We start from the raw sequence: 20,049 nt of genomic DNA, 5'->3' as shown, positions 1-20,049 counted from the left end.
ATGGCCCAAGGCGCGCTGCACCGGCTGCGCCAGGACCTGTTCGTCGACGCCTTCGCCTTCCGTCCGATGCCGCCGCTGGACGCCAAGGTGTCCCGGTGGGTGCCGTTCCTGCCGCGGCGGCTGCGGCACTGGGCGCGCTGGGCGCCGCACTTCGTCGTCGGCTTCTTCTCGGTGTGCGTCTTCCTGGCGATCCTCACCGACGAGTCCGGGTCCGGCGCGCTGCGCGGCATCCTGGTCACCGGCTTCAGCGGGCTGGTCGCCGCGGGGCCGATGCTCACGCTCTTCCGCCCGGTGGGCGCCTACTGGCTGTCGGTGGGCGCGTTTGTGGTGTCGGCGGTCACCTACGCGAGCATCTCGTCTCCGTTCGCCAGCGTCGTCGGGGCGGCGGCCTTCCCCACCCACCTCGTCGTGATGGTCCTCGTGGTGCTGCGCACCCGGGCCCGGCTGGCCATCGAGATGTGGCTGGTCACCTTCGCCACGGCGGCCGTGCTGACGGCGCTCCTCGGCAAGGACCCGGGCGATCTGCCGCCGGTCGCGGTCTTCTGCGGTGTGGTGCTGGTCTCCGCCGCCGCGGTCCGTGCCTGGCGTGAGGAGCGCCGGCAGGTCGTCGAGACCCGGACCGTCACGGCCGAGGAGCGCTCCCGGCGCACGCTCCTGGAGGAGCGCGCCCTGATCGCCCGTGAGCTGCACGATGTCGTCGCCCACCATATGTCCGTGATCGCCATCCAGGCCGAGGCGGCGCCCTACCGCGTCAAGGACACCCCGCCCGAGCTCGCCACGTCCTTCTCGACGATCCGGGAGAACGCCGTCGCCGCGCTCGCCGAGCTGCGCCGCATCCTGGGGGTGGTCCGCTCCGCGGACCCGGACGCCTTCGCCGAGGGCGATCCGGAGGCCCCGCAGCCGACGCTCGGCAGCCTGGACGCGCTGCTCGCCAGTGTCCGCAGCGCCGGGCTGACCGTCGAGACGGTGACCACCGGTGCGCCCCGGCCGCTGCCGCAGGGCGTGGAGCTGTCCGCGTACCGGATCGTGCAGGAGGCGCTGAGCAACGCGCTGCGGCACTCGCCGGGCGCCGAGGCACACGTGGAGATCTCCTATGTGCTGGGCGGGCTGGGCGTACGGATCGTCAACGGCCCGCCGAGCCGCCTCGCCAAGCCCTCGCCGGGCGCGGGCCACGGGGTGCTGGGCATGCGGGAGCGGGTACAGATGCTGGGCGGCGAGATAACCGCCGACCACACCGAGGACGGCGGCTTCGAGGTCGCGGCGTTCATCCCGGTGGTACGCAAGGCGGGCGAGAACACGGTGGGGGGCAGGGCATGATCCGGGTACTGATCGTCGATGACCAGGTGATGGTCCGCGAGGGCTTCTCCGTCCTGCTCAACGCCATGCCGGACATCGAGGTCGTCGGGGAGGCGGTCGACGGCCGCCAGGCGGTGCACAAGGTCGCGGTCCTCAAGCCCGATGTCGTCCTGATGGACATCCGGATGCCGGAGATGAACGGCCTGGAGGCGACCCGCGAGATCGTGGCCGCCGACGCGGATGCCAAGGTCCTGGTGCTGACCACCTTCGACCTGGACGAGTACGTCTACCAGGCGCTGCGCTCGGGAGCCAGCGGCTTCCTCCTCAAGGACGCCTCGGCCGGCCAGCTCGCCGACGGCGTCCGCATCGTCGCCTCCGGCGAGGCACTGCTCGCCCCCACCGTCACCAAGCGCCTGATCTCCGAGTTCTCCCGGCTGGGCACTCCCCGTGCCCCGGCCCAGGAGCGCATCGCCGATCTCACGGAGCGCGAGACCGAGGTCCTGGTGCTGGTGGCCCAGGGCCTCTCGAACGGTGAGATCGCCGAGCATCTCGTCGTGGCCGAATCCACCGTGAAGACGCACGTCAGCCGGATATTGGTGAAGCTGGGGCTGCGCGACCGCACCCAGGCGGCGGTGTTTGCGTACGAGGCGCGGCTGGTGACGCCGGGGGGCTGAGGCCCGCTGCTTTCGGCGGGGCGCACGGCGAAGGCCGCCGGCCGGGCGGGGCCCGGCCGGCGGCCGTCGAGCCGGCCCCTACGGCTGGGGGACCTCCCGCACCAGCCGCGAGGTCCAGGGACACCACACCAGCCCGGGCAGGAACGGGCCGCCGGCCTCGTCCAGATGCTCTTCGACATAGGGCGTGGTGGCGTCACAGACCTCGACGGCGAAGTCGAAGAAGTCGATGGTCTCCGGTCGGAGGTGGAAGCTCCAGCGCCAGTTGTACGGGGCGGGGCGCTTCTCGATCCGGCCGATGACATGCGGCTCCGAGTAGGACGCGCCGCTCAGCAGGTCCCGGGCGTGCTGGATCTTGCGGGGGTCGGTGAGCTTGATGACGAATTCCTCGTGCGTGATGTCGGTCATCACGAAGTAGGCCGCCGACTCGGCCCCGGTGCGGTGTGCGGCGTCGCTCGCCTGCCTGCCCTGGGCGGGCCCGGCCGCCGCAATGGCGAGCAGTGCCGCCGCCGCCAGCATGCCGACCTTGGTGGTGATACCTCGCATGAACCCCTCCGGTGCCGCGGGCCGTGGTCACGGCCGTGCGTACGGAAAGTAACGGGCGCGTCACACATTGCTCCAGAGTTACTACGGGTTAACGCGCGGGCAGGTGAAATCGCGAAGAGTTACTGGCCGTCGGCAGATTTCTGTGCTCTGTCCACAGGGTGTGGACAGAGCGCGCCGACGCTGTGCCGTACGGCGGGACGCCGACTCGGCGTCGTACCGCGGAAGGCCGACCCGGCGCCCTGCCGCGGAAGGCCGGCTCGGCGCCGTCCAGCGGAACGCCGACCCGGCGCCACGACGCACGCAAGTGCGCCGCCGGAGTCCGCTACAGCTCCGGCGGCGCACGTATGCGGGGGCGGCCGGCTGCGGGCGAGCCGGCCGCCGGGGGATCAGCCGATGTCGCGCCGGCGCAGGCCCGCCAGGCCCAGGAGGGCGAGGGCGGCGGAGAGAGCGAGCAGCCAGACGAACGGGGCGGCGGTGGCATCCGTGCCGGGCAGCTTGGGGAGGTGGCTGTACGGGGAGAGGTCCATGGCCCACCCGGGGAACTTGAGGGAGGGGCCGATCCAGCCGATGGCCAGGCAGCCGCCGACCAGGGCCCAGACGGCGCCGGCGGCCCCGGGGAGCAGGCCGAAGACGAGGACCGCCAGGCCGGTGAGCGTCCAGACCGCCGGGACCTGAGCGAGGGCGGCGGCCAGGACCGGGCCGGGTGCGCCGCCCAGGTCGCCGGCCGAGAGTCCGTAGGCGAGGCCCAGGCCCAGACCGCCGGCGGCCAGGATGACGACGGTGCCCGCGTAGGCGAAGGCCAGATGGCCGGCCGCCCAGCGCAGCCGCCCCACCGCACCGGCCAGCACCGGCTCCGCGCGCTCCCCGGTCTCCTCACCGCGCAGCCGCAGTACCGCACCCGCCGCATAGATCGCCGCCACCATCCCGAGCATGCCGGTCATCGTGGCCAGGAAGGCATCGGTCAGGCCCTGCTGACCGCCCATCCGCTCGACGATCTCGCGGGTCTGCCGGTTGCCGCCGACCAGATCGGAGGCGCCCCGGGCGATGCCGCCGAAGATCCCGCCGGCGCACAGGAAGCCGAGCGTCCAGCCCAGCAGGGTGGCCCGCTGGAGCCGCCAGGCCAGGCCGAAGGGGCCGCTCAGGGAGCGCGACGCGAGCGCCGGTCCGGGGCGGGCCGGCAGAAAGCTCATGCCGAGGTCACGGCGGGCGGTCAGGGCGTAGGAGGCAAGGACGGCCAGGGCGGCCGCGGCCAGGAAGAGCAGGACGATCCACCAGCGCTCGCCCGCGTACGGCCGGAGGTTCTGCGACCAGCCGATCGGTGAGACCCAGGTGAGCGGCGACGTCGCCTCGGGGTCTGCGGCATCGCCCGCGGCGCGCAGCGCGAAGGCGAGGCCGAGGGCCGCGCCGGTCAGGCCCTTGGCCAGTCGCGCGCTCTCGGTCAACTGGGCGGCGATGGCGGCCAGGCCGGCGAAGAGCAGGCCGGCGCTGCCGATGGCGGCGCCGAGCGCGAGGGAGCCGGCGCCCGGCAGGCCGGAGGCGGTCAGGCCGCCCGCGATCAGCACGGTGAGTCCGGCGTTGGCGAGCGCGGCCGTCAGCAGGGCCGCGGTCAGCGGTGCGCGGCGGCCGACCATGGCGGCGGAGAGCAGCTCCTGACGGCCCGTCTCCTCCTCCTCGCGGGTGTGCCGGACGACGATCAGCAGGCTCATCACCGCGGCGAGGACGGCACCGAAGCCGGCCATCCGCCAGGCGACCAGGCCGCCGAGGGAGTCGCTGAAGACCGGTCCGTACAGCGCGCGCATCGAGCCGTTGCCGTTCATCGAGACGGCAAGGCGGGCGCGCTCGGCGGCGGTGCCGTAGACCGCCTCGAAGGACGAGCCCATGGCGGCGACGGCCAGTCCCAGGGCCAGTACCCAGGCCGGGATCATCACCCGGTCGCGGCGCAGTGCGAGGCGCAACAGGGCGCCGGTGCCCGCCAGATGACCGGAGCGGGTGGCGGGCGCGGGGAGGGCTGCGGCCACGGCGGTCATCGCGCGACCGCCGCTGCGCCGCGGGTGTCGTCCTGGTAGTGGCGCAGAAAGAGCTCTTCCAGGGTGGGTGGGGTGCTGGTGAGACTGCGGACGCCGGAGGCGGTGAGCGAGCGCAGGACGGCGTCGAGCTTGTCGGTGTCGACCTGGAGCTCGACGCGGTGGCCCCCGCTGCCCCGGATCGGCCCGGAGGTCAGGCCGTGGACGCCGGGGAGGACGGCCAGCCCGTCGGGCGGGCCCGCGAGTTCGGCGACGACCGAGGTGCGGGTCAGATGCCGCAGCTCTCCCAGCGAGCCGGATTCGACGGTCCGCCCCTTGCGGATGATGCTGATGCGGTCGCAGAGCGCCTCGACCTCCGACAGCACATGGCTGGAGAGCAGCACCGTGCGGCCGCGGTCGCGCTCCTCGGCCACGCAGTTCTGGAAGACCTCCTCCATCAGCGGGTCCAGCCCGGAGGTGGGCTCGTCGAGGACGATCAGGTCGACGTCGGAGGCGAAGGCGGCGACCAGGGCGACCTTCTGCCGGTTGCCCTTGGAGTACGTCCGCCCCTTCTTGGTGGGGTCGAGTTCGAACCGCTCCAGGAGCTCGGCCCGGCGCCCGGCGTCCAGTCCGCCGCGCAGCCGGCCGAAGAGGTCGATGACCTCGCCGCCGGAGAGATTGCGCCACAGGGTCACGTCGCCGGGGACGTAGGCGAGACGGCGGTGCAGCTCGACGGCGTCCTGCCAGGGGTCCTGGCCCAGGAGCCGGGCCGTGCCGCCGTCGGCGCGCAGCAGGCCGAGCAGGACGCGGATCGTCGTGGACTTCCCGGCGCCGTTCGGCCCGAGGAAGCCGTGTACCTCACCGGCCTCGACCTGCAGGTCGAGGCCGTCCAGTGCGCGGGTGCGGCCGAAGGACTTGCGAAGACCGTCGACCCGGACCGCGGGAGCGGGAGAGATTGCCTTGGTCATGCTTCGGAAATTACGCTAGTTTCACAAATTTGTGAAGTTAAGAAAGCGCATAATTGGCTGAGTGGCTCTGATCAGGGGAGATGATGCGGATATGAGCGAGCAGCGACAGCAGAGCGCAGGCCGGACCGCGCCGACGGCCCGGGACAAGCGCGACGACGAGGCGGTCTCGCAGTTCGTCGAGCGGTTCGCGGCCCAGCTCGTCGACGCCGGTATGCAGCGGATGTCCGCCCGCGTCTTCGCCTGTCTGCTGGCCTCCGATTCCGGCGTGCTGACCTCCGCCGAACTCGGCGAGCGCCTCCAGGTCAGCCCCGCCGCCGTCTCCGGTGCGATCCGCTACCTCTCCCAGGTCGACATGGTCAGCCGGGAGCGGGAGCCGGGCTCCCGTCGCGACCGCTACCGCGTGCACAGCGACCAGTGGTACGAGGCCATGGCGCGCCGGGACAATATCCTCACCCGCTGGGAGGGCACCCTGCGCGAGGGCGTCGAAAGCCTCGGCGAGGACTCCCCGGCGGGCCGCAGGGTGGGCGAGACGCTGGTCTTCTTCGAGTTCCTGCAGAAGGAACTCGCCGGGATGCTGCAGCGCTGGCGCGAGCACCGCGACCAGATGCGGGCCGAATACGACAACGCGGCCCGCTGAGGCGCCGGCCGGCGCTCACCCCCGAGGCAGCTGGAGCCGCCAGGCCCCCGGCTGCAGGGTCCAGGTACGGGTCCTGACCGGCCCGCCGACCACCGCATCCGCCCGGTAGTGGAAGTCCGCGCCGGACACCGTCACCGCCCGCGCCCGGGTCCGTACCGGACGGCCCCCGCCCGGCCAGTGCACCACCACCTCGGCCAGCGCGTCACCGGCCCCGGGCGGCGGCCCGTCCGCCCCCGCCCGTCCGCCGGGCATCACCGACACCCCGCGCACCGGCCGGTCCAGATCCGCCAGCAGCACCCCGTCCGCCTCGATCCGCAGCCGCTGTCCCGGCACCCGGGCGCGCCGCCCGCCCAGCCCGGCGGCCGGCGCCGCCAGCAGCGCCAGCGCCGTACGGGCGGTCCGCGCGGCCGGCCGCCACCACGGCCGGTGCCCGCCGAGCCCGCCCGCCGGGCCGTCCGGTGCCTCCGGGCCGTCCGGTGCCTCCAGGGCATCCCGCGGATCCGTGGGGGCCGCCGCGGGGACGGCGGTCGGCAGGTACACCCCATGGGCCTGCCGGGGCGCCTCGCTCCCGCAGGGGATCCGCAGCCCGCCGAGCACGATGCCGTCGCTGTCGTCCGTGAGCAGGTCCCGCGGCCGCTCCCCGCCGTCCAGGACGGCGCGCGCGGCGGCCACCGTGTCCGTGGGGATGCCCAGCGCGCGGCTGAGCGCGACGGCGGCCGGAGCGCCCACCGGGACCATCGACAGCGGCACCGCGGCCAGCTCGCGTTCCTTGTGCAGCAGGCTCACCACCCGCAGCAGCGCCCGGTCGTCACCGATCACCACCGGCCGCCGGTGGCCGCGCCGGGCCAGGGCCCGCGCGAATTCCTCCGGCCCTTCCGGAAGGCAGATCTTCGCCCCCGCGCCCGCGCACAGGACATCCTTCGCGATCCGTACGGACTCACCGTCCGTACTGCGGGCGACCGGGTCGATGACCACGAGCAGGGGGTACCCCCGAACGGAGTCCACGGGAAAGTGCCCAGAAGGCTGCGCCGACACCTCGGTCCTTCCTCAGGTAGCATCTCGGTGCAAGAGCCCCTTGCGCTATTGCGCCAGGGGCTTCGTCTATTCCGGGGCACCGGTCCGACGTCTCCAGCGATGACGTACGCGTGCACACGCACGCCGACGCCATCCACGCACGTTGGACATGCCCCGCCCGGAAGGGGTGTACGCCTGTGCCCGCACTTGTGCTGCTCGGTGCTCAGTGGGGTGATGAGGGCAAGGGAAAGGCCACCGACCTGCTCGGTGGGTCCGTTGACTATGTGGTGCGCTACCAGGGCGGCAACAATGCCGGCCACACGGTCGTCGTCGGCGACCAGAAGTACGCGCTGCACCTTCTCCCTTCCGGAATCCTCTCCCCGGGGTGCACCCCGGTCATCGGCAACGGTGTCGTGGTCGACCCTGCGGTCCTGCTCTCCGAGCTGAGCGGACTCAACGAGCGCGGCGTCGACACGTCCAAGCTGCTGCTCAGCGGTAACGCGCATCTGATCACGCCGTACAACATCACCGTCGACAAGGTGACGGAACGGTTCCTCGGCAAGCGGAAGATCGGCACCACCGGGCGCGGCATCGGCCCGACCTACGCCGACAAGATCAACCGCGTCGGCATCCGGGTGCAGGACCTCTACGACGAGTCGATCCTCGTCCAGAAGGTCGAGGCGGCCCTGGAGGTCAAGAACCAGCTCCTGACCAAGCTCTACAACCGCCGCGCCATCGAGGCCGGCCAGGTCGTCGAGGAGCTGCTGGGCTACGCCGACAAGATCAAGGGCTATGTCGCCGACACCACCCTGATCCTCAACAAGGCGCTCGACGACGACAAGGTCGTGCTCTTCGAGGGCGGCCAGGGCACGCTGCTGGACATCGACCACGGCACGTACCCCTTCGTCACGTCCTCGAACCCGACCGCGGGCGGCGCCTGCACGGGTGCCGGCGTCGGCCCCACGAAGATCAACCGCGTCATCGGCATCCTCAAGGCCTATACGACGCGCGTCGGCGCCGGTCCGTTCCCGACCGAGCTGTTCGACGAGGACGGCGAGGCGCTGCGCCGCATCGGCGGCGAGCGCGGTGTCACCACCGGCCGCGACCGCCGCTGCGGCTGGTTCGACGCGGTCATCGCGCGGTACGCGACGCGGGTGAACGGTCTGACGGACTTCTTCCTGACGAAGCTCGATGTACTCACCGGCTGGGAGCAGATCCCGGTCTGCGTGGCCTACGAGATCGACGGCAAGCGCGTCGAGGAGCTGCCCTACAGCCAGTCCGACTTCCACCACGCGAAGCCGGTCTACGAGACGCTGCCGGGCTGGTCCGAGGACATCACCAAGGCGAAGTCCTTCTCCGACCTGCCGAAGAACGCCCAGGCCTACGTCAAGGCGCTGGAGGAGATGTCCGGCGCCCCGATCTCCGCGATCGGCGTCGGCCCCGGCCGCGACGAGACGATCGAGATCAACTCGTTCCTGTCGTAGGGACGCCTGGTCCTGTCGTAGGGACGCCTTGCAGGGACCCTTCGTCGGGCGACCCCGCGCGTTTCCCGGGACGTCCGCGGCCGCCCGAGGACGGCCCGCGGTTCCCCGGGGACACCGCAGCGCAGCAGCAGCCGCGCGCCTACTCCGCCCTGGAGTAGGCGCGCGGCTGTTTGTCGTCGCCCAGGAACTCGCGGTGCAGGGTGCCGTCGCCGTTCAGGCGCAGGACGGAGCTGCTGCTCGGCGCGCAGCCGGGCGCGGGCCGGTCGACGACCGACGGGCCGACGGTCAGTTTGCCGCCCTCCGCCGCGAACAGGTCGGCATGCGCCGTGCAGCGGCCGCCCCGGCCGACGACGACGGTGGTGAGGACCGTGCTGCCCGCCGGGGCCTGCGCGAGGGTGAGGCGCTGGTTGCCGTAGCCGTCGGCGTTCGGCCGCTGCCAGGTGCCGAGGTAGCCGGCCGGGACGGTGGACTGGGCCGGGCCGGTGCGGTGCAGGGTCGCGGTGCGACCGGCCGCCGCCCAGGTCAGGGTGGTGCCGTTGCCTGCTTCGAGGGTGTGCTCGCCGAGCGCGGCACAGCGGCCCGCGGGGACGGACCGTACGACCGTGGTGTCCAGCCGGAGCGCCGGGTGCCCGTCGTGCGCCGTGACGGACACCAGCTTGCCGTCGCTGCGGCATTCATAGGTGGCGCCGAGGCTGGTGCTGTTGGCGACCACCTCGCCGGCCGTGCCGTTGGTGATCACGAACCGCCGCTGCTGCCCGGTGGGCTCCCCGTCCCGCAGCACCGGGCCCGACCAGGTGCCGACGAAGCGGGCCGGGATGTCGGACGCGCTCCGGTCGGCGCCCGCGCCGCCGCTCAGCAGTGGGACCGCGACGGCGGTGGCGGCGGCCGCGGCGACGGCGGTGGCGAGGAGGAGGGGGAGCCGGCGGGGGCGGCGGCGAGGCGTCGTGACGGAGGGCTCGGCCGGGGGCGGCGGTGCGGGGCCGGTGGAGACCCGGGTGGACGTGAGCGTCGGCGGCTGGCCCCCGGGCGGGGTGTCGGTGTCCAGGAGGCGTACGGCGTGCCGGCCCAGGCTCGCGATCAGCTCCGCCGGCAGCCAGGGTGCGGCCAAGGAGCCGGCGGGTACCGGCCCCATGCGGTCGGCGATCTCCCCGGGGGTGGGCCGCGCTGCCGGGTCCTTGGCCAGACAGCCCTGGATGAGGCCGCGGATGCCGTCCGGCGCCCCCGTCAGCTCGGGCTCCTCCTGGGCGATCTTGAACATCACCGCGTGGAAGCCCGAGGCGGAGCTGCCGAACGGCTGCCGCCCGGTCGCCGCGTACGCCAGCACCGACCCCACGCAGAAGACGTCGCTGGCCGGGCCGGCGTGCTGCCCCCGTACCTGCTCGGGCGACATGAAGCTGGGCGAGCCGAGCACCCTGCCGGTGCGGGTCCGGGTCCGGTCGCCGACCGCGTCCAGGGCGCGCGCGATACCGAAGTCGATGACCCGCGGCCCGTCGATGGTGACCAGCACATTGGACGGTTTGAGATCGCGGTGCACCAGGCCGACGCCGTGGATGTCGCGCAGCGCGCAGGACAGCCCGTACGCCAGCCGCCGCAGCGCATACTCCGGCAGCGGGCCCGGGCGCCGGATGAGGCCGTAGGTGCCGCCGACGACCTCGCTCAGTGTCGGGCCCGCGATATAGCCGGTGGCGACCCACGGGACGGCTGCCTCGGTGTCCGCGTCCAGCACCGGCGCGGTCCACCGCCCGCCGACCCGCCGCGCGGCCGCGACCTCGGCACGGAAACGGTCCCGGAACTCTTCCTCCGCGGCGAGTTCGGCCTTCACCAGCTTCACGGCGACGGTCCTGCCGCCCTCGGAACGGGCGAGGTAGACCCGCCCCATCCCGCCGCTGCCGAGACGGCTGAGCAGCCGGTAGTCCCCGATCCACTGCGGATCGTCGGCCGTCAGCCCGCGCAGGCCGTCCATCCGGGCGCCCTCCCCCGTCTCGTGGTGTGCCTGAGGCGCGTTCCGGCAGCAGGCGTGCTCCGAGCGTAGGCGGCCGCGGATCGCGCCATGGCCGAGGGATCGTCACGACGGGAGAACAATCGGTGCCCGGACGGGAACGAGCGGCGCGACGGGGCGCGCAGCCGAGCGCGCCCCCACGGGCCGTCAGCTTCTCCGGGCCGTCTGCTTCTCCGGGGCTCGGGGCCGTCAGCTCCCCTTGTCGGACGGCAGCTTGCGGTACGTCAGCGCCTTCCCGTCGTCGGAGGTGCGGCGCAGCTTGCCGTGCACCATCTCCAGGGTGCTCGGCGAGCCCGGAGAGCAGCCGTCCGGCCCGGAGACCACGGTGGAGGGGCCGAGGCGGACCGGCGGCCCCGCATGGGCAAGGGCGGCGGCGAACTCACAGCGGTACTCCGCCCCGGTCGCCGTCATCGTCAGCACGATGTCACCGGCTTTGCCCTGCCTGAGGGTGAAGCGCCGGACCTCGTCGTGGGAGTCGCCCAGCGTCGTCTCCCACGTGCCCAGGTAGTCCGCGGGAAGCCTGCCCTTCGCGGTGGACCCCGCCGTCCTTTGGGCTCCGGTGCCGCCTGCGTCGCCGGCCGCGGCGTCCGCGGACCGCAGGCCGCTGCCGTCGGCGCTCATCAGGGCGTACGCAGCGACCGCACCGGCCCCGGCGAGCACCAGCGCGGCCGCGGTGGCCAGGACGGTACCGGCACCGCGGCGGCGCGGCGGCTTACCGGCCGGGGCGGGAGCCGACGCCGTGTCGGAGTGGGGTGTGGTGGCGGGCGAGTACGCCGCCGGGCCCTGAGACAGCGGTGGCGCCATCGCCGGGGCGCGGCCCGGGGCGGAGGGCGTGGGCACGACGGCGGTGGGCGGCTCCCCGTCCCGGGCGGTGTCCCGGTTCTGCGGGTTCTCCGCCGCCAGCAGTTCCACGGCGTGCCGCCCCAGCCGGGCGGTCAACGCCCCCGGCAGCCACGGCTCGTCGTCCGCACCCGGCCCGTCCCCGTCACTGCTGCCGCCCTCCGCCTGCGCCACCAACTGCGCGGGCGTGGGCCGCTGTTCGGGGTCCTTGGCGAGAGCGCCGGCGATCAGCCCGCGCATTCCCTCGGGCACCGCGGAGAGGTCGGGCTCCTCCTGGGCGATGCGGAACATCACCGCGTGCGCGACGCTGTCGGCCGTCCCGAACGGCTGCCGCCCGGTGGCCGCGTACGCCAGCACGGCACCGAGGCTGAAGACGTCGCAGGCCGGTGTGATCGGCGCGCCGCGCACCTGCTCCGGCGACATGAAGCCCGGCGAGCCGATCGTTCCGCCGGTATGCGTCACGCCGTTGCCGGACACCGCCTCCAGGGCCCGTGCGATGCCGAAGTCGATGACCCGCGGTCCGTCGATGGTGAGCAGCACGTTGGACGGTTTGAGGTCGCGGTGGATGATTCCGGCGGCATGGATCGACTCCAGCGCACGGGCCAGCCCGGCGGCCAGGATCCGTACCGTCCGCTCGGGCAGTGCGGTGCCGCTGCCGCCGATGACCTGCTGCAGGGAAGGCCCCGCGATATAGCCCGTGGCGAGCCAGGGCGTCTCGGCCTCGGTGTCCGCGTCCAGTACGGGCGCGGTCCACTCCCCGGCGACCTGCTGCGCGGCCCGCACCTCCCGCCGGAAGCGCGCCCGGAATTCCTCCTGACCGGCCAGCTCCGCACGCACCAGCTTGACCGCGACCGTACGGCCGCGGTCCGAACGGGCCAGGAACACCCGCCCCATGCCGCCCTCGCCGAGCCGCCCGATCAGGCGGTAGTCCCCGATCCGCGGCGGATCCTGCGCACCCAGCGGCATCAGCCCCGCCGGCCCGTTTGCGCGCCCCAGCAGCGCCTGCCACCCCTGTCGCCCCGCATGTCCTGGCCGTTCCACGATCTTCCGCCCCTTCCCCCCGAATCCGCCCCCGGGCGAGGGGGGCGGGCCGCCTGTGCACACGGGCTGCCCGCGCCCCCTCCTCCGCGGTGAGGATAGCGAGGGCGCCTTGGCCCCCGGCAGGCCGCGGGCCCTTCCTGTCCCCGCAGCCGGTGGTGTCCGGGGGGACCGGCCGGCTCTTCCCGCGCCGCCGCCCAACTCTTCCCGCGCCGCCGAGAGTTCCAGCAGCACCGCCATGAACCGCCCGCCCGTGGCCGGGATGCGACGTTCCCGGATGTCTGTTTTCGCGTCCCGGAACTTTCCGACGGGCGAGGATCGTCGTACGCGTACCCCGACGCCCACCACGCCCACCACGCCCACCACGCCCACGGCGGGCACCGCGACCACCCCGCCACCGACCTCGGCACCACGCCCACGGAACAGTGCCTGCCGGCCCCGCACGCCCCCGCTCCCGTTCCCGACTGCCAAGGAGACCGTGTGATCCCCGCCGTACGAGCCATCGCCCGCGCCGCCATGGCCGCGCGCCCCGTGCCGCTCGCCGACGTCCAGGCACGGGCCGAACTCCTCGCCCGTTTCGACCGCCGCTATCTCGTCCCGGTCGAGGTCTTCGCCGACTTCGCGGCCGAACTCACCGACCGCCGCAGGCCGGGCGGCCCGTTCGCGGCGCTGTGCATCAACGGGCGCCGCTGGTTCCGCTATCGCTCCATCCACTACGACACCCCTGACCTGCGTTCCTTCCACGACCACCGGCAGGGCCTGCCACTGCGCTACACGGTCCGCGAGCGGCGGTACGAGGACATCGGGGAGCGGCAGTTCGAGGTCAAGCTCACGGGGCGGCGCGGCGAGACGGTCAAGTACCGGCGGCCGCTGCTGCCGGGCGACCCGGCCCTCGGTGCGGCCCCGCGCGGCTTCCTCGCCGCCGTACTGGACCGCACCTACGGCATCGTGGCCCCCACCGACCTGGACCGTTTTCTGGAGACCGACTACACCCGGGCCACCCTCGTCGCGGACGGCCGGCGCATCACCTGTGACGCCGCGCTGCGCTGCCGGGACCCGGAGTCCGGCCGCACGGTACGCGCCGACGGCGGGCTGGTCCTCGTCGAAATCCGGACCACCGGCCGGCCGGCCGACGCGGACCGGCTGCTGCGCGGCCACGGTGTGCCTGCCGCCGCCTTCACCCGGTACTGCGGCGGGCTGTCCGCACTGCGCCCGGACCTGGCCGCCGATCACTGGCGGCAGGCGGTACGGACCGCCTTCCCCGGAAGCTTCCGCCGGCCCGCCGGCCCGTAGACATTCTGTCCGCGCACGTGGTGAGCGCCATACACAGTGTCGGTACCGGTCGCCGGACCGTGATCCCTAGTCTGAGGGCGTTCGCCGTGCCCATCCCCGGCGGACCCGAGCGACCCGATCCGAGGTACTGACCGTGACCACGACGCCCTCCGCCTCCGCCGACCCGTCCACCGGTGCGGCCGTCAAGGCCGCCGACCGCGCGCACGTCTTCCACTCCTGGTCCGCGCAGGGCCTGATCGACCAGCTGCCGATCGCCGGCGCCGAGGGCGCGTACTTCTGGGACTACGACGGCAACCGCTACCTCGACTTCTCCTCGCAGCTGGTCAACACCAACATCGGCCACCAGCACCCCAAGGTCGTCGCGGCGATCCAGGAGCAGGCCGCGAAGCTGTGCACCATCGCGCCCGGCTTCGCCGTGGACGTACGGTCCGAGGCCGCCCGGCTGGTAGCCGAGCGCACCCCCGGCGACCTCGACAAGATCTTCTTCACCAACGGCGGTGCGGAGGCCGTGGAGAACGCGGTCCGGATGGCCCGGCTGCACACCGGCCGGGCCAAGGTGCTCTCCGCCTACCGCTCGTACCACGGCGCCACCGCCACCGCGATCAACCTGACCGGCGACCCGCGGCGCTGGCCCTCCGACACCGCCTCGGCCGGTGTCGTGCACTTCTGGGGCCCGTTCCTCTACCGCTCGGCCTTCCACGCCGAGAACGAGGCGCAGGAGTGCGAGCGCGCCCTCGCGCACCTGGAGCAGACCATCGCCTTCGAGGGCCCGCAGTCGATCGCGGCGATCATCCTGGAGACCGTGCCCGGCACCGCGGGGATCATGGTCCCGCCGGCCGGCTACCTCGCCGGGGTCCGCGAGATCTGCGACCGCTTCGGCATCGTCTTCATCCTCGACGAGGTGATGGCGGGCTTCGGCCGTACGGGCAAGTGGTTCGCCGCCGACCACTTCGGTGTCACCCCCGACCTGCTGACCTTCGCCAAGGGCGTCAACTCCGGCTATGTCCCGCTGGGCGGCGTCGCGATCAGCGCGGAGATCGCCGCGACCTTCGACCAGCGCCCCTACCCGGGCGGTCTGACCTACTCCGGCCACCCGCTGGCCTGCGCCTCCGCCGTCGCCACCATGAACGCGATGGCCGAGGAGCGGATCGTGGAGAACGCCGCCGAGATCGGCGAGCGGGTCATCGGCCCCGCGCTGCACGAGATCGCCGCGCGGCACCCGTCCGTCGGCGAGGTCCGCGGCATGGGCGTCTTCTGGGCCCTGGACCTGGTCAAGAACAAGGAGACCCGCGAGCCGCTGGTCCCCTACAACGCCGCCGGTGCGGCCAACGCCCCGATGGCCGAATTCGCCGCGGCCTGCAAGCGCGGCGGTCTGTGGCCGTTCGTGAACATGAACCGGACGCATGTCGTCCCGGCCTGCACGATCACCGAGGCCGAGGCCAAGGAGGGCCTCGCCGCCCTCGACGAGGCGCTGACGGCGGCCGACGCCCACACCGTCTGAGCCCGCCGTACGACACGTCCCGGGGGAGCGGAACCGCAGGTCACGGACGTGCCGTCCGGCGGACCGACGGTAACCTCGGGCGGCGGCCCGGCACGGCCCTCGCCTATCGTGGGCGGGGGCCGCACCCACCTGCGCGGTCAGGGACGTCGAAGGAGACGCACACGATGGCCGCCGGCGGAGACAGCTCAGTCATACGACGCAGCACCCTGCGCCAGCAGATCGCCGAGGCACTGCGCGACGAGGTCCTGGCCGGCCGGCTGCCGTCCGGCCACCCCTTCACCGTCAAGGAGATCGCCGAGCAGTACGGCGTCTCCGCCACCCCCGTGCGCGAGGCGCTGCTCGATCTCTGCGCCCAAGGCCTGCTCGACGTCGAACAACACCGCGGTTTCAAGGTGCACGCCTTCACCGCCGACGACTTCCGCGCCATGGTCGAGGCCCGCACCCTGATCATCGAGGGCATCTTCCGCAGCGGCGCCGACGTTGCCCTGCGGGACACCCCCGCCGGGGTGCTGATCTCCATCCGGCGCCGCGCCGACGAGGCCGAACGGGCCGCGCGGGGCGGCGACCTGGACGTCCTGATCGGCTACGACCTGCGGTTCTGGCGCGAGCTGAGCAGCATCGTGAACAACGCCTACATCAGTGACTTCCTGGACCGGATCCGCGTCCAGACCTGGATGTTCGCGGTGCCGCTGCTGCGCCGCGAGGGCGACCTCAAGGGGCATCTGTGGCAGGGCCACAGCGCGCTGGCCGACGCCCTGCTCCAGCACGACCTGCCCGCGGCCCAGCGACTGATCGCCGAGTACAACGAGCACTCCCTCGCTCTCGTCGGAACGCGCGGCTAGCACTACGCTGTCCCGACCATCGGCCGTAATGGGCCGTACCCGTACCTGTACGTGCGCCGGTGTCCCCGTCCCCGACCGGAAGCGAGCCCTCACTCGTGGCATGTGACCTGTGGCTGGTACCCCTCGTCGATGTGCTGTGCCACAGCCCCGACAACCCGTTCTCCGAAGAGATCGCCGCCTATGACAAGGCCCTGACGGAAGCGGGTCTGCCACCGGTCCCGGTCTTCAGCTACATGCCCGGCCTGTCCGGTGACGTCGCCCCCGTCGCGGGCTTCGACTACGACGCACTGCACTTCCTGCGCCGCGCCTACCTGCTGCGACTGTGCAACCTGGAAGTGACCCCGGTCGACGAACTGGGTGGTGACTACGAGCAGTTGCTGGAGATGTTCGAGACCACCGCGCAGCAGTCCCATCTCGTGTGGCACTACGACCACGCGGGCGCATACGTCCCCGTCGACTTCCCGCACCCGCTCGCCCACGACGAACTGCTGGAGGGCGGCGGCCCGCTGGGCTCCTCGCACGGTCTGCTGCGCGACCTCGAACTGGTTGCGCCATCCCTCGGTATCGATCCGGCCAATCCGCCGGCCGCCCCCGCACCCCCGGCCGGCCCCACCTCCCTGGAGGAGCGGGCGGGCGCGGTCCCCCTGGACGACAGCCCGTTCGCCCGGGAACGGCACGTATGGCTCGGCCTGCACGCGGCCGCCACCCGAAGCCTGGGCCAAGGCTCCATGATCGTCTTCAGCTGACCCGCACCACCCGCACCACCCGCATTCCACCCACCAGCCGTCCCCACCCATCACCTGATCTCCACCCATCACCTGATCTCCACCCACCCACGGGAGGGGACGGGCCGGAGGGGCCCGGTGTGTGGGCTTTGCTTCCGAAGGCTCCAGGAAAGCGCGAAGGCGGAGCGCAGCGGAGCGTAAGGCGAAGCAGTCCACACACCAGGCCCGCAGGCCCGTCACCGCACCCACAGCCCCGCGCAGCGGACCCGCCCGCCGCTGGGGGTACCTCCCACGCCCCTTGGGCAGTGGGGGAGCAACGGCGGGAAAGTCAAAACGGGGCGAGGCAAAGCGCAGCGAACCGGCCCGCCGCCAGGCGCAACGGCGGGGAGCCCCCACGGCGGGAAAGCCGGAAACGTGGGAAGCAACCCAAGCGCTCAGCGAGGTGCCTCCGGCGGCCGCTGCCGCGGCATATTCGGCCGCGCCCGCTGCGGCACCGCAAACCGCCCCGGCGGCCCCGGCTCCTCCTGCCGCGCCCCCCTGGCGGCGGAGCCACCACCGTGCCCCGCGGCACACCGCAGCGCATCGGCCCGGAAGTCCGCCATCCAGTCGGCCGTCTCGGCCCGCACCAGCTCCCCGAGGTCCTCGTTGAACCGCCGCAGCACGCCCAGGCAGCGCTCGGCCGCCTCACCCGCCGTGCCCTCGGCCGGCCCGAGCACCTCGCGCATGCTCTCCACCGCCCAGTCGAACTGCAGCGCCTCCAGCCGCCGGTGAATCGCCTGGGCGGTCGCCAGGTCCCGCATCCAGCCGGCGGTCACCCCGAAATACCGGTCGCAGCCCACACACACCGCCGCCAGCAGCAGCGACAGAGCGCCCCAAGGCGCCCCGCCCTGCCGGATCCCGGCCAGCTCCAGCAGCGGGAGCACCCCGCCCACCGTCACCCCGGCCGCGGCCCCCAGCCGCAGCATCCGCGCGCCGCGGCGCTTGGCCAGCCGGCCGCGCAGATACCAGTCGGCGCTGCGCAGCGCGCCCTCCTCGGTCCAGAGATAGAGCGCGTCCAGGCGGTCGGCCGGCTCGCCCCAGTCGCCGAGCGGAAAGACCCGCCCCGCAAGATCCCTCCGGCCGCGGCCCCGGTTGCCGCTCTCCCGGGTGGGGCTGCTGCCCTCCCGAGGGGGCCCCTCGGGCTGCATCTCCGGATGACTCACCCGTGCACTCCCTCTCTGTCTCCACAGCCTCTGTAGCTCTCCACGGACACGTGCGGTGCGTGACGTATACGCGTGACGCGTTCGCGTGACGTGTCCGTGCGGTGCGTGCGGTGCGTGCGTGACGTCTACGCAGGACGTATCCGTGCGGTACGTGCGTGACGTAGACGTGACGATGCATGCGTGACGTACGAGACGGCCGTTGCGCACAGCCCCTTCCTACCGCCGAACGGCTGGCGTCGGCCCCACGATCACGCTCTTTCCGCCCGGAAGTGGGGCGGGATCCGATATAAGGCCGCCGGGGATCTCACCCGAAAGAGTTGCCGACGCGGCGACGCACGGTTTCCAGCCGCTGCGGGCCCCCGAGCCGCCCGGGCCCGGCCGACGTCCGGCCGCCCGGCGCTCTCGTTTAGGCTGCCACCGTGAAGGTCCTCGTCATCGGCGGCGGCGCCCGCGAACACGCCCTGTGCCGCTCTCTGTCCCTCGACCCCGACGTCACCGCGCTGCACTGCGCTCCCGGCAACGCCGGTATCGCCGAGGTGGCCGAATTGCACGGGGTCAACGCCCTCGACGGCGCAGCCGTCGCCGAACTCGCCGCCGGTCTGCAGGCCGACCTGGTCATCGTCGGTCCCGAGGCCCCCTTGGTGGCGGGCGTCGCGGACGCCGTACGCGACCGCGGCATCCCGGTCTTCGGCCCCTCGGCCCAGGCCGCCGAGCTGGAGGGCTCCAAGGCCTTCGCCAAGGACGTGATGGCCACCGCGGCCGTCCCCACCGCCCGCAGCTATGTGTGCACCACCGGGGAAGAGATCGACGAGGCCCTGGACGCCTTCGGTGCCCCGTACGTCGTCAAGGACGACGGCCTGGCCGCCGGCAAGGGCGTCGTGGTCACCGACGACGTCGAGGCGGCCCGCGCACACGCCCTGGCCTGCGACCGCGTGGTCATCGAGGAGTTCCTCGACGGCCCCGAGGTGTCGCTCTTCGCGGTCACCGACGGCGTCACCGTCGTCCCGCTGCAGCCCGCCCAGGACTTCAAGCGCGCCTACGACGGAGACCAGGGCCCCAACACCGGCGGCATGGGCGCGTACAGCCCGCTGCCCTGGGCCGACCCCCAGCTCGTCGACGAGGTCATGGCCACCGTCCTGCAGCCCACCGTCGACGAGCTGCGCCGCCGTGGCACCCCCTTCTCCGGGCTGCTCTACGCGGGCCTGGCGATCACCTCCCGCGGGGTGCGCGTGATCGAGTTCAACGCGCGCTTCGGCGACCCGGAGACCCAGGTCGTCCTCGCCCGCCTCAAGACCCCGCTCGCCGGTCTGCTGCACGCCGCGGCCACCGGCACCCTCGCCACCCTCCCGCCGCTGCGCTGGAGCGACGGCGCGGCGGTCACCGTCGTCATCGCCTCCCACAACTACCCGGACACCCCGCGCACCGGCGACCCGATCGACGGCCTGGCCGACGTCGCGGAGCAGGACGGCCCCAAGGCGTACGTCCTGCACGCCGGCACCCGGTGTGACGAGACCGGCGCGGTACTCAGCGCGGGCGGCCGGGTGCTGTCCGTCACCGCCACCGGCTCCGACCTCACCACCGCCCGGCAGCGCGCCTACCGTGCCGTCGGCCGGATCTCCCTGGACGGCTCGCAGCACCGCACGGACATCGCCGCCAAGGTCGCGGACGCGGCGGCGGAGGCGCAGGACGCCTAGGGGGTGCCTCCCCCTGGGACCCGTCCGGCCCTGACCCGTCCGGCCCCGACCCGCCGGGCGGGCACGTCCGTGCGGGCGGGGAGCGCGCAGGCCGCACGGACGTGCCCGTCGCGACCGCCGCGTCCGGTGCCGTCTTCGGCTTCGGTGACCTTTTCGGTGACCTCTTGGGTGACATCTCTCCTGGGGCATATGCCACATACCGTGACATATGCCCCAGGCCTCCAGGTGCAGACCCGGCCGAAGTGTCCACGGCCCATACCCACCGGGCACGGGTTCCCGGCTTTCCCCAAAGCCAT

At 73.2% G+C, this 20,049-nt stretch carries 16 protein-coding genes; 9 read left to right on the top strand and 7 right to left on the bottom strand.

Annotation, left to right across the window (positions count from 1 at the left end; genetic code table 11):
• Nucleotides 1-1,317 (top strand): sensor histidine kinase, encoded by a 1,317-nt coding sequence (locus tag ACF088_RS35055; protein ID WP_392380004.1) that lies wholly within the window; start codon nt 1-3, stop codon nt 1,315-1,317.
• A complete protein-coding gene (locus tag ACF088_RS35050) occupies nt 1,314-1,970 on the top strand; it encodes a response regulator transcription factor (protein WP_088798580.1) in 657 nt (218 codons plus the stop codon). Before ACF088_RS35055 ends, ACF088_RS35050 begins: the two co-directional genes overlap by 4 nt.
• A gap of 78 nt (nt 1,971-2,048) precedes the next feature.
• On the opposite strand, the gene ACF088_RS35045 is transcribed toward ACF088_RS35050, so the two are convergent.
• From ACF088_RS35045 to ACF088_RS35035, 3 genes are all read right to left on the bottom strand, one after another.
• Entirely contained in the window at nt 2,049-2,513 is a 465-nt protein-coding gene (locus ACF088_RS35045) for a calmodulin-binding protein (RefSeq protein WP_392379921.1), read from the bottom strand.
• A 386-nt stretch (nt 2,514-2,899) separates the two neighbouring features.
• Nucleotides 2,900-4,540, bottom strand: coding sequence for an ABC transporter permease (locus ACF088_RS35040; protein ID WP_392379919.1), 1,641 nt, complete (start codon nt 4,538-4,540; stop codon nt 2,900-2,902).
• Nucleotides 4,537-5,484: an ATP-binding cassette domain-containing protein gene (locus ACF088_RS35035; RefSeq protein WP_392379917.1), complete on the bottom strand. Its 948-nt coding sequence runs from the start codon at nt 5,482-5,484 to the stop codon at nt 4,537-4,539. Before ACF088_RS35035 ends, ACF088_RS35040 begins: the two co-directional genes overlap by 4 nt.
• 91 nt (nt 5,485-5,575) lie before the next feature.
• Here ACF088_RS35035 and ACF088_RS35030 point away from each other — a divergent pair, with 91 nt between their 5' ends.
• Nucleotides 5,576-6,121, top strand: a complete 546-nt coding sequence (locus tag ACF088_RS35030) for a GbsR/MarR family transcriptional regulator (protein WP_392379916.1) — start codon at nt 5,576-5,578, stop codon at nt 6,119-6,121.
• Between the two features lie 15 nt (nt 6,122-6,136).
• Here ACF088_RS35030 and ACF088_RS35025 read toward each other — a convergent pair whose 3' ends face one another.
• Complete coding sequence (locus ACF088_RS35025) at nt 6,137-7,096, bottom strand: hypothetical protein (protein WP_392379915.1); 960 nt, start codon at nt 7,094-7,096, stop codon at nt 6,137-6,139.
• Nucleotides 7,097-7,332: 236 nt separating this feature from the next.
• On the opposite strand from ACF088_RS35025, the gene ACF088_RS35020 reads away from it, so the two are divergent.
• Nucleotides 7,333-8,619 (top strand): adenylosuccinate synthase, encoded by a 1,287-nt coding sequence (locus ACF088_RS35020; RefSeq protein WP_392379914.1) that lies wholly within the window; start codon nt 7,333-7,335, stop codon nt 8,617-8,619.
• Nucleotides 8,620-8,758: 139 nt separating this feature from the next.
• On the opposite strand, the gene ACF088_RS35015 is transcribed toward ACF088_RS35020, so the two are convergent.
• Both ACF088_RS35015 and ACF088_RS35010 read right to left on the bottom strand, forming a co-directional pair.
• Complete coding sequence (locus tag ACF088_RS35015; RefSeq protein WP_392379913.1) at nt 8,759-10,582, bottom strand: serine/threonine-protein kinase; 1,824 nt, start codon at nt 10,580-10,582, stop codon at nt 8,759-8,761.
• Between the two features lie 225 nt (nt 10,583-10,807).
• Nucleotides 10,808-12,499, bottom strand: coding sequence for a protein kinase (locus tag ACF088_RS35010; protein ID WP_392379912.1), 1,692 nt, complete (start codon nt 12,497-12,499; stop codon nt 10,808-10,810).
• A gap of 477 nt (nt 12,500-12,976) precedes the next feature.
• Here ACF088_RS35010 and ACF088_RS35005 point away from each other — a divergent pair, with 477 nt between their 5' ends.
• From ACF088_RS35005 to ACF088_RS34990, 4 genes are all read left to right on the top strand, one after another.
• Entirely contained in the window at nt 12,977-13,789 is an 813-nt protein-coding gene (locus ACF088_RS35005) for a VTC domain-containing protein (RefSeq protein WP_392379911.1), read from the top strand.
• A gap of 133 nt (nt 13,790-13,922) precedes the next feature.
• Nucleotides 13,923-15,290 (top strand): aspartate aminotransferase family protein, encoded by a 1,368-nt coding sequence (locus ACF088_RS35000; RefSeq protein ID WP_392379910.1) that lies wholly within the window; start codon nt 13,923-13,925, stop codon nt 15,288-15,290.
• Nucleotides 15,291-15,454: 164 nt separating this feature from the next.
• Nucleotides 15,455-16,132: a GntR family transcriptional regulator gene (locus ACF088_RS34995; protein ID WP_392379909.1), complete on the top strand. Its 678-nt coding sequence runs from the start codon at nt 15,455-15,457 to the stop codon at nt 16,130-16,132.
• A 95-nt stretch (nt 16,133-16,227) separates the two neighbouring features.
• Nucleotides 16,228-16,878 carry a hypothetical protein gene (locus tag ACF088_RS34990; protein WP_392379908.1) on the top strand — a complete coding sequence of 217 codons (651 nt, stop codon included), beginning with the start codon at nt 16,228-16,230 and terminating at the stop codon, nt 16,876-16,878.
• A gap of 413 nt (nt 16,879-17,291) precedes the next feature.
• On the opposite strand, the gene ACF088_RS34985 is transcribed toward ACF088_RS34990, so the two are convergent.
• The gene (locus ACF088_RS34985; RefSeq protein ID WP_392379907.1) at nt 17,292-18,059 is read right to left on the bottom strand and encodes an SLATT domain-containing protein; all 768 of its coding nucleotides are present in this window, start codon (nt 18,057-18,059) and stop codon (nt 17,292-17,294) included.
• 419 nt (nt 18,060-18,478) lie between these two features.
• Between ACF088_RS34985 and purD the strand changes: the two genes are divergently transcribed.
• Nucleotides 18,479-19,753: a phosphoribosylamine--glycine ligase gene (gene purD, locus ACF088_RS34980; RefSeq protein ID WP_392379905.1), complete on the top strand. Its 1,275-nt coding sequence runs from the start codon at nt 18,479-18,481 to the stop codon at nt 19,751-19,753.
• The last annotated feature ends 296 nt before the right edge of the window (nt 19,754-20,049 follow it).

This window comes from Streptomyces sp. NPDC015125 (assembly GCF_043080045.1).
Classification (GTDB): Bacteria; Actinomycetota; Actinomycetes; order Streptomycetales; family Streptomycetaceae; genus Streptomyces.
Note: the sequence above shows the minus strand (reverse complement) of the source record. Positions and strands in the feature narration are given on the sequence as shown.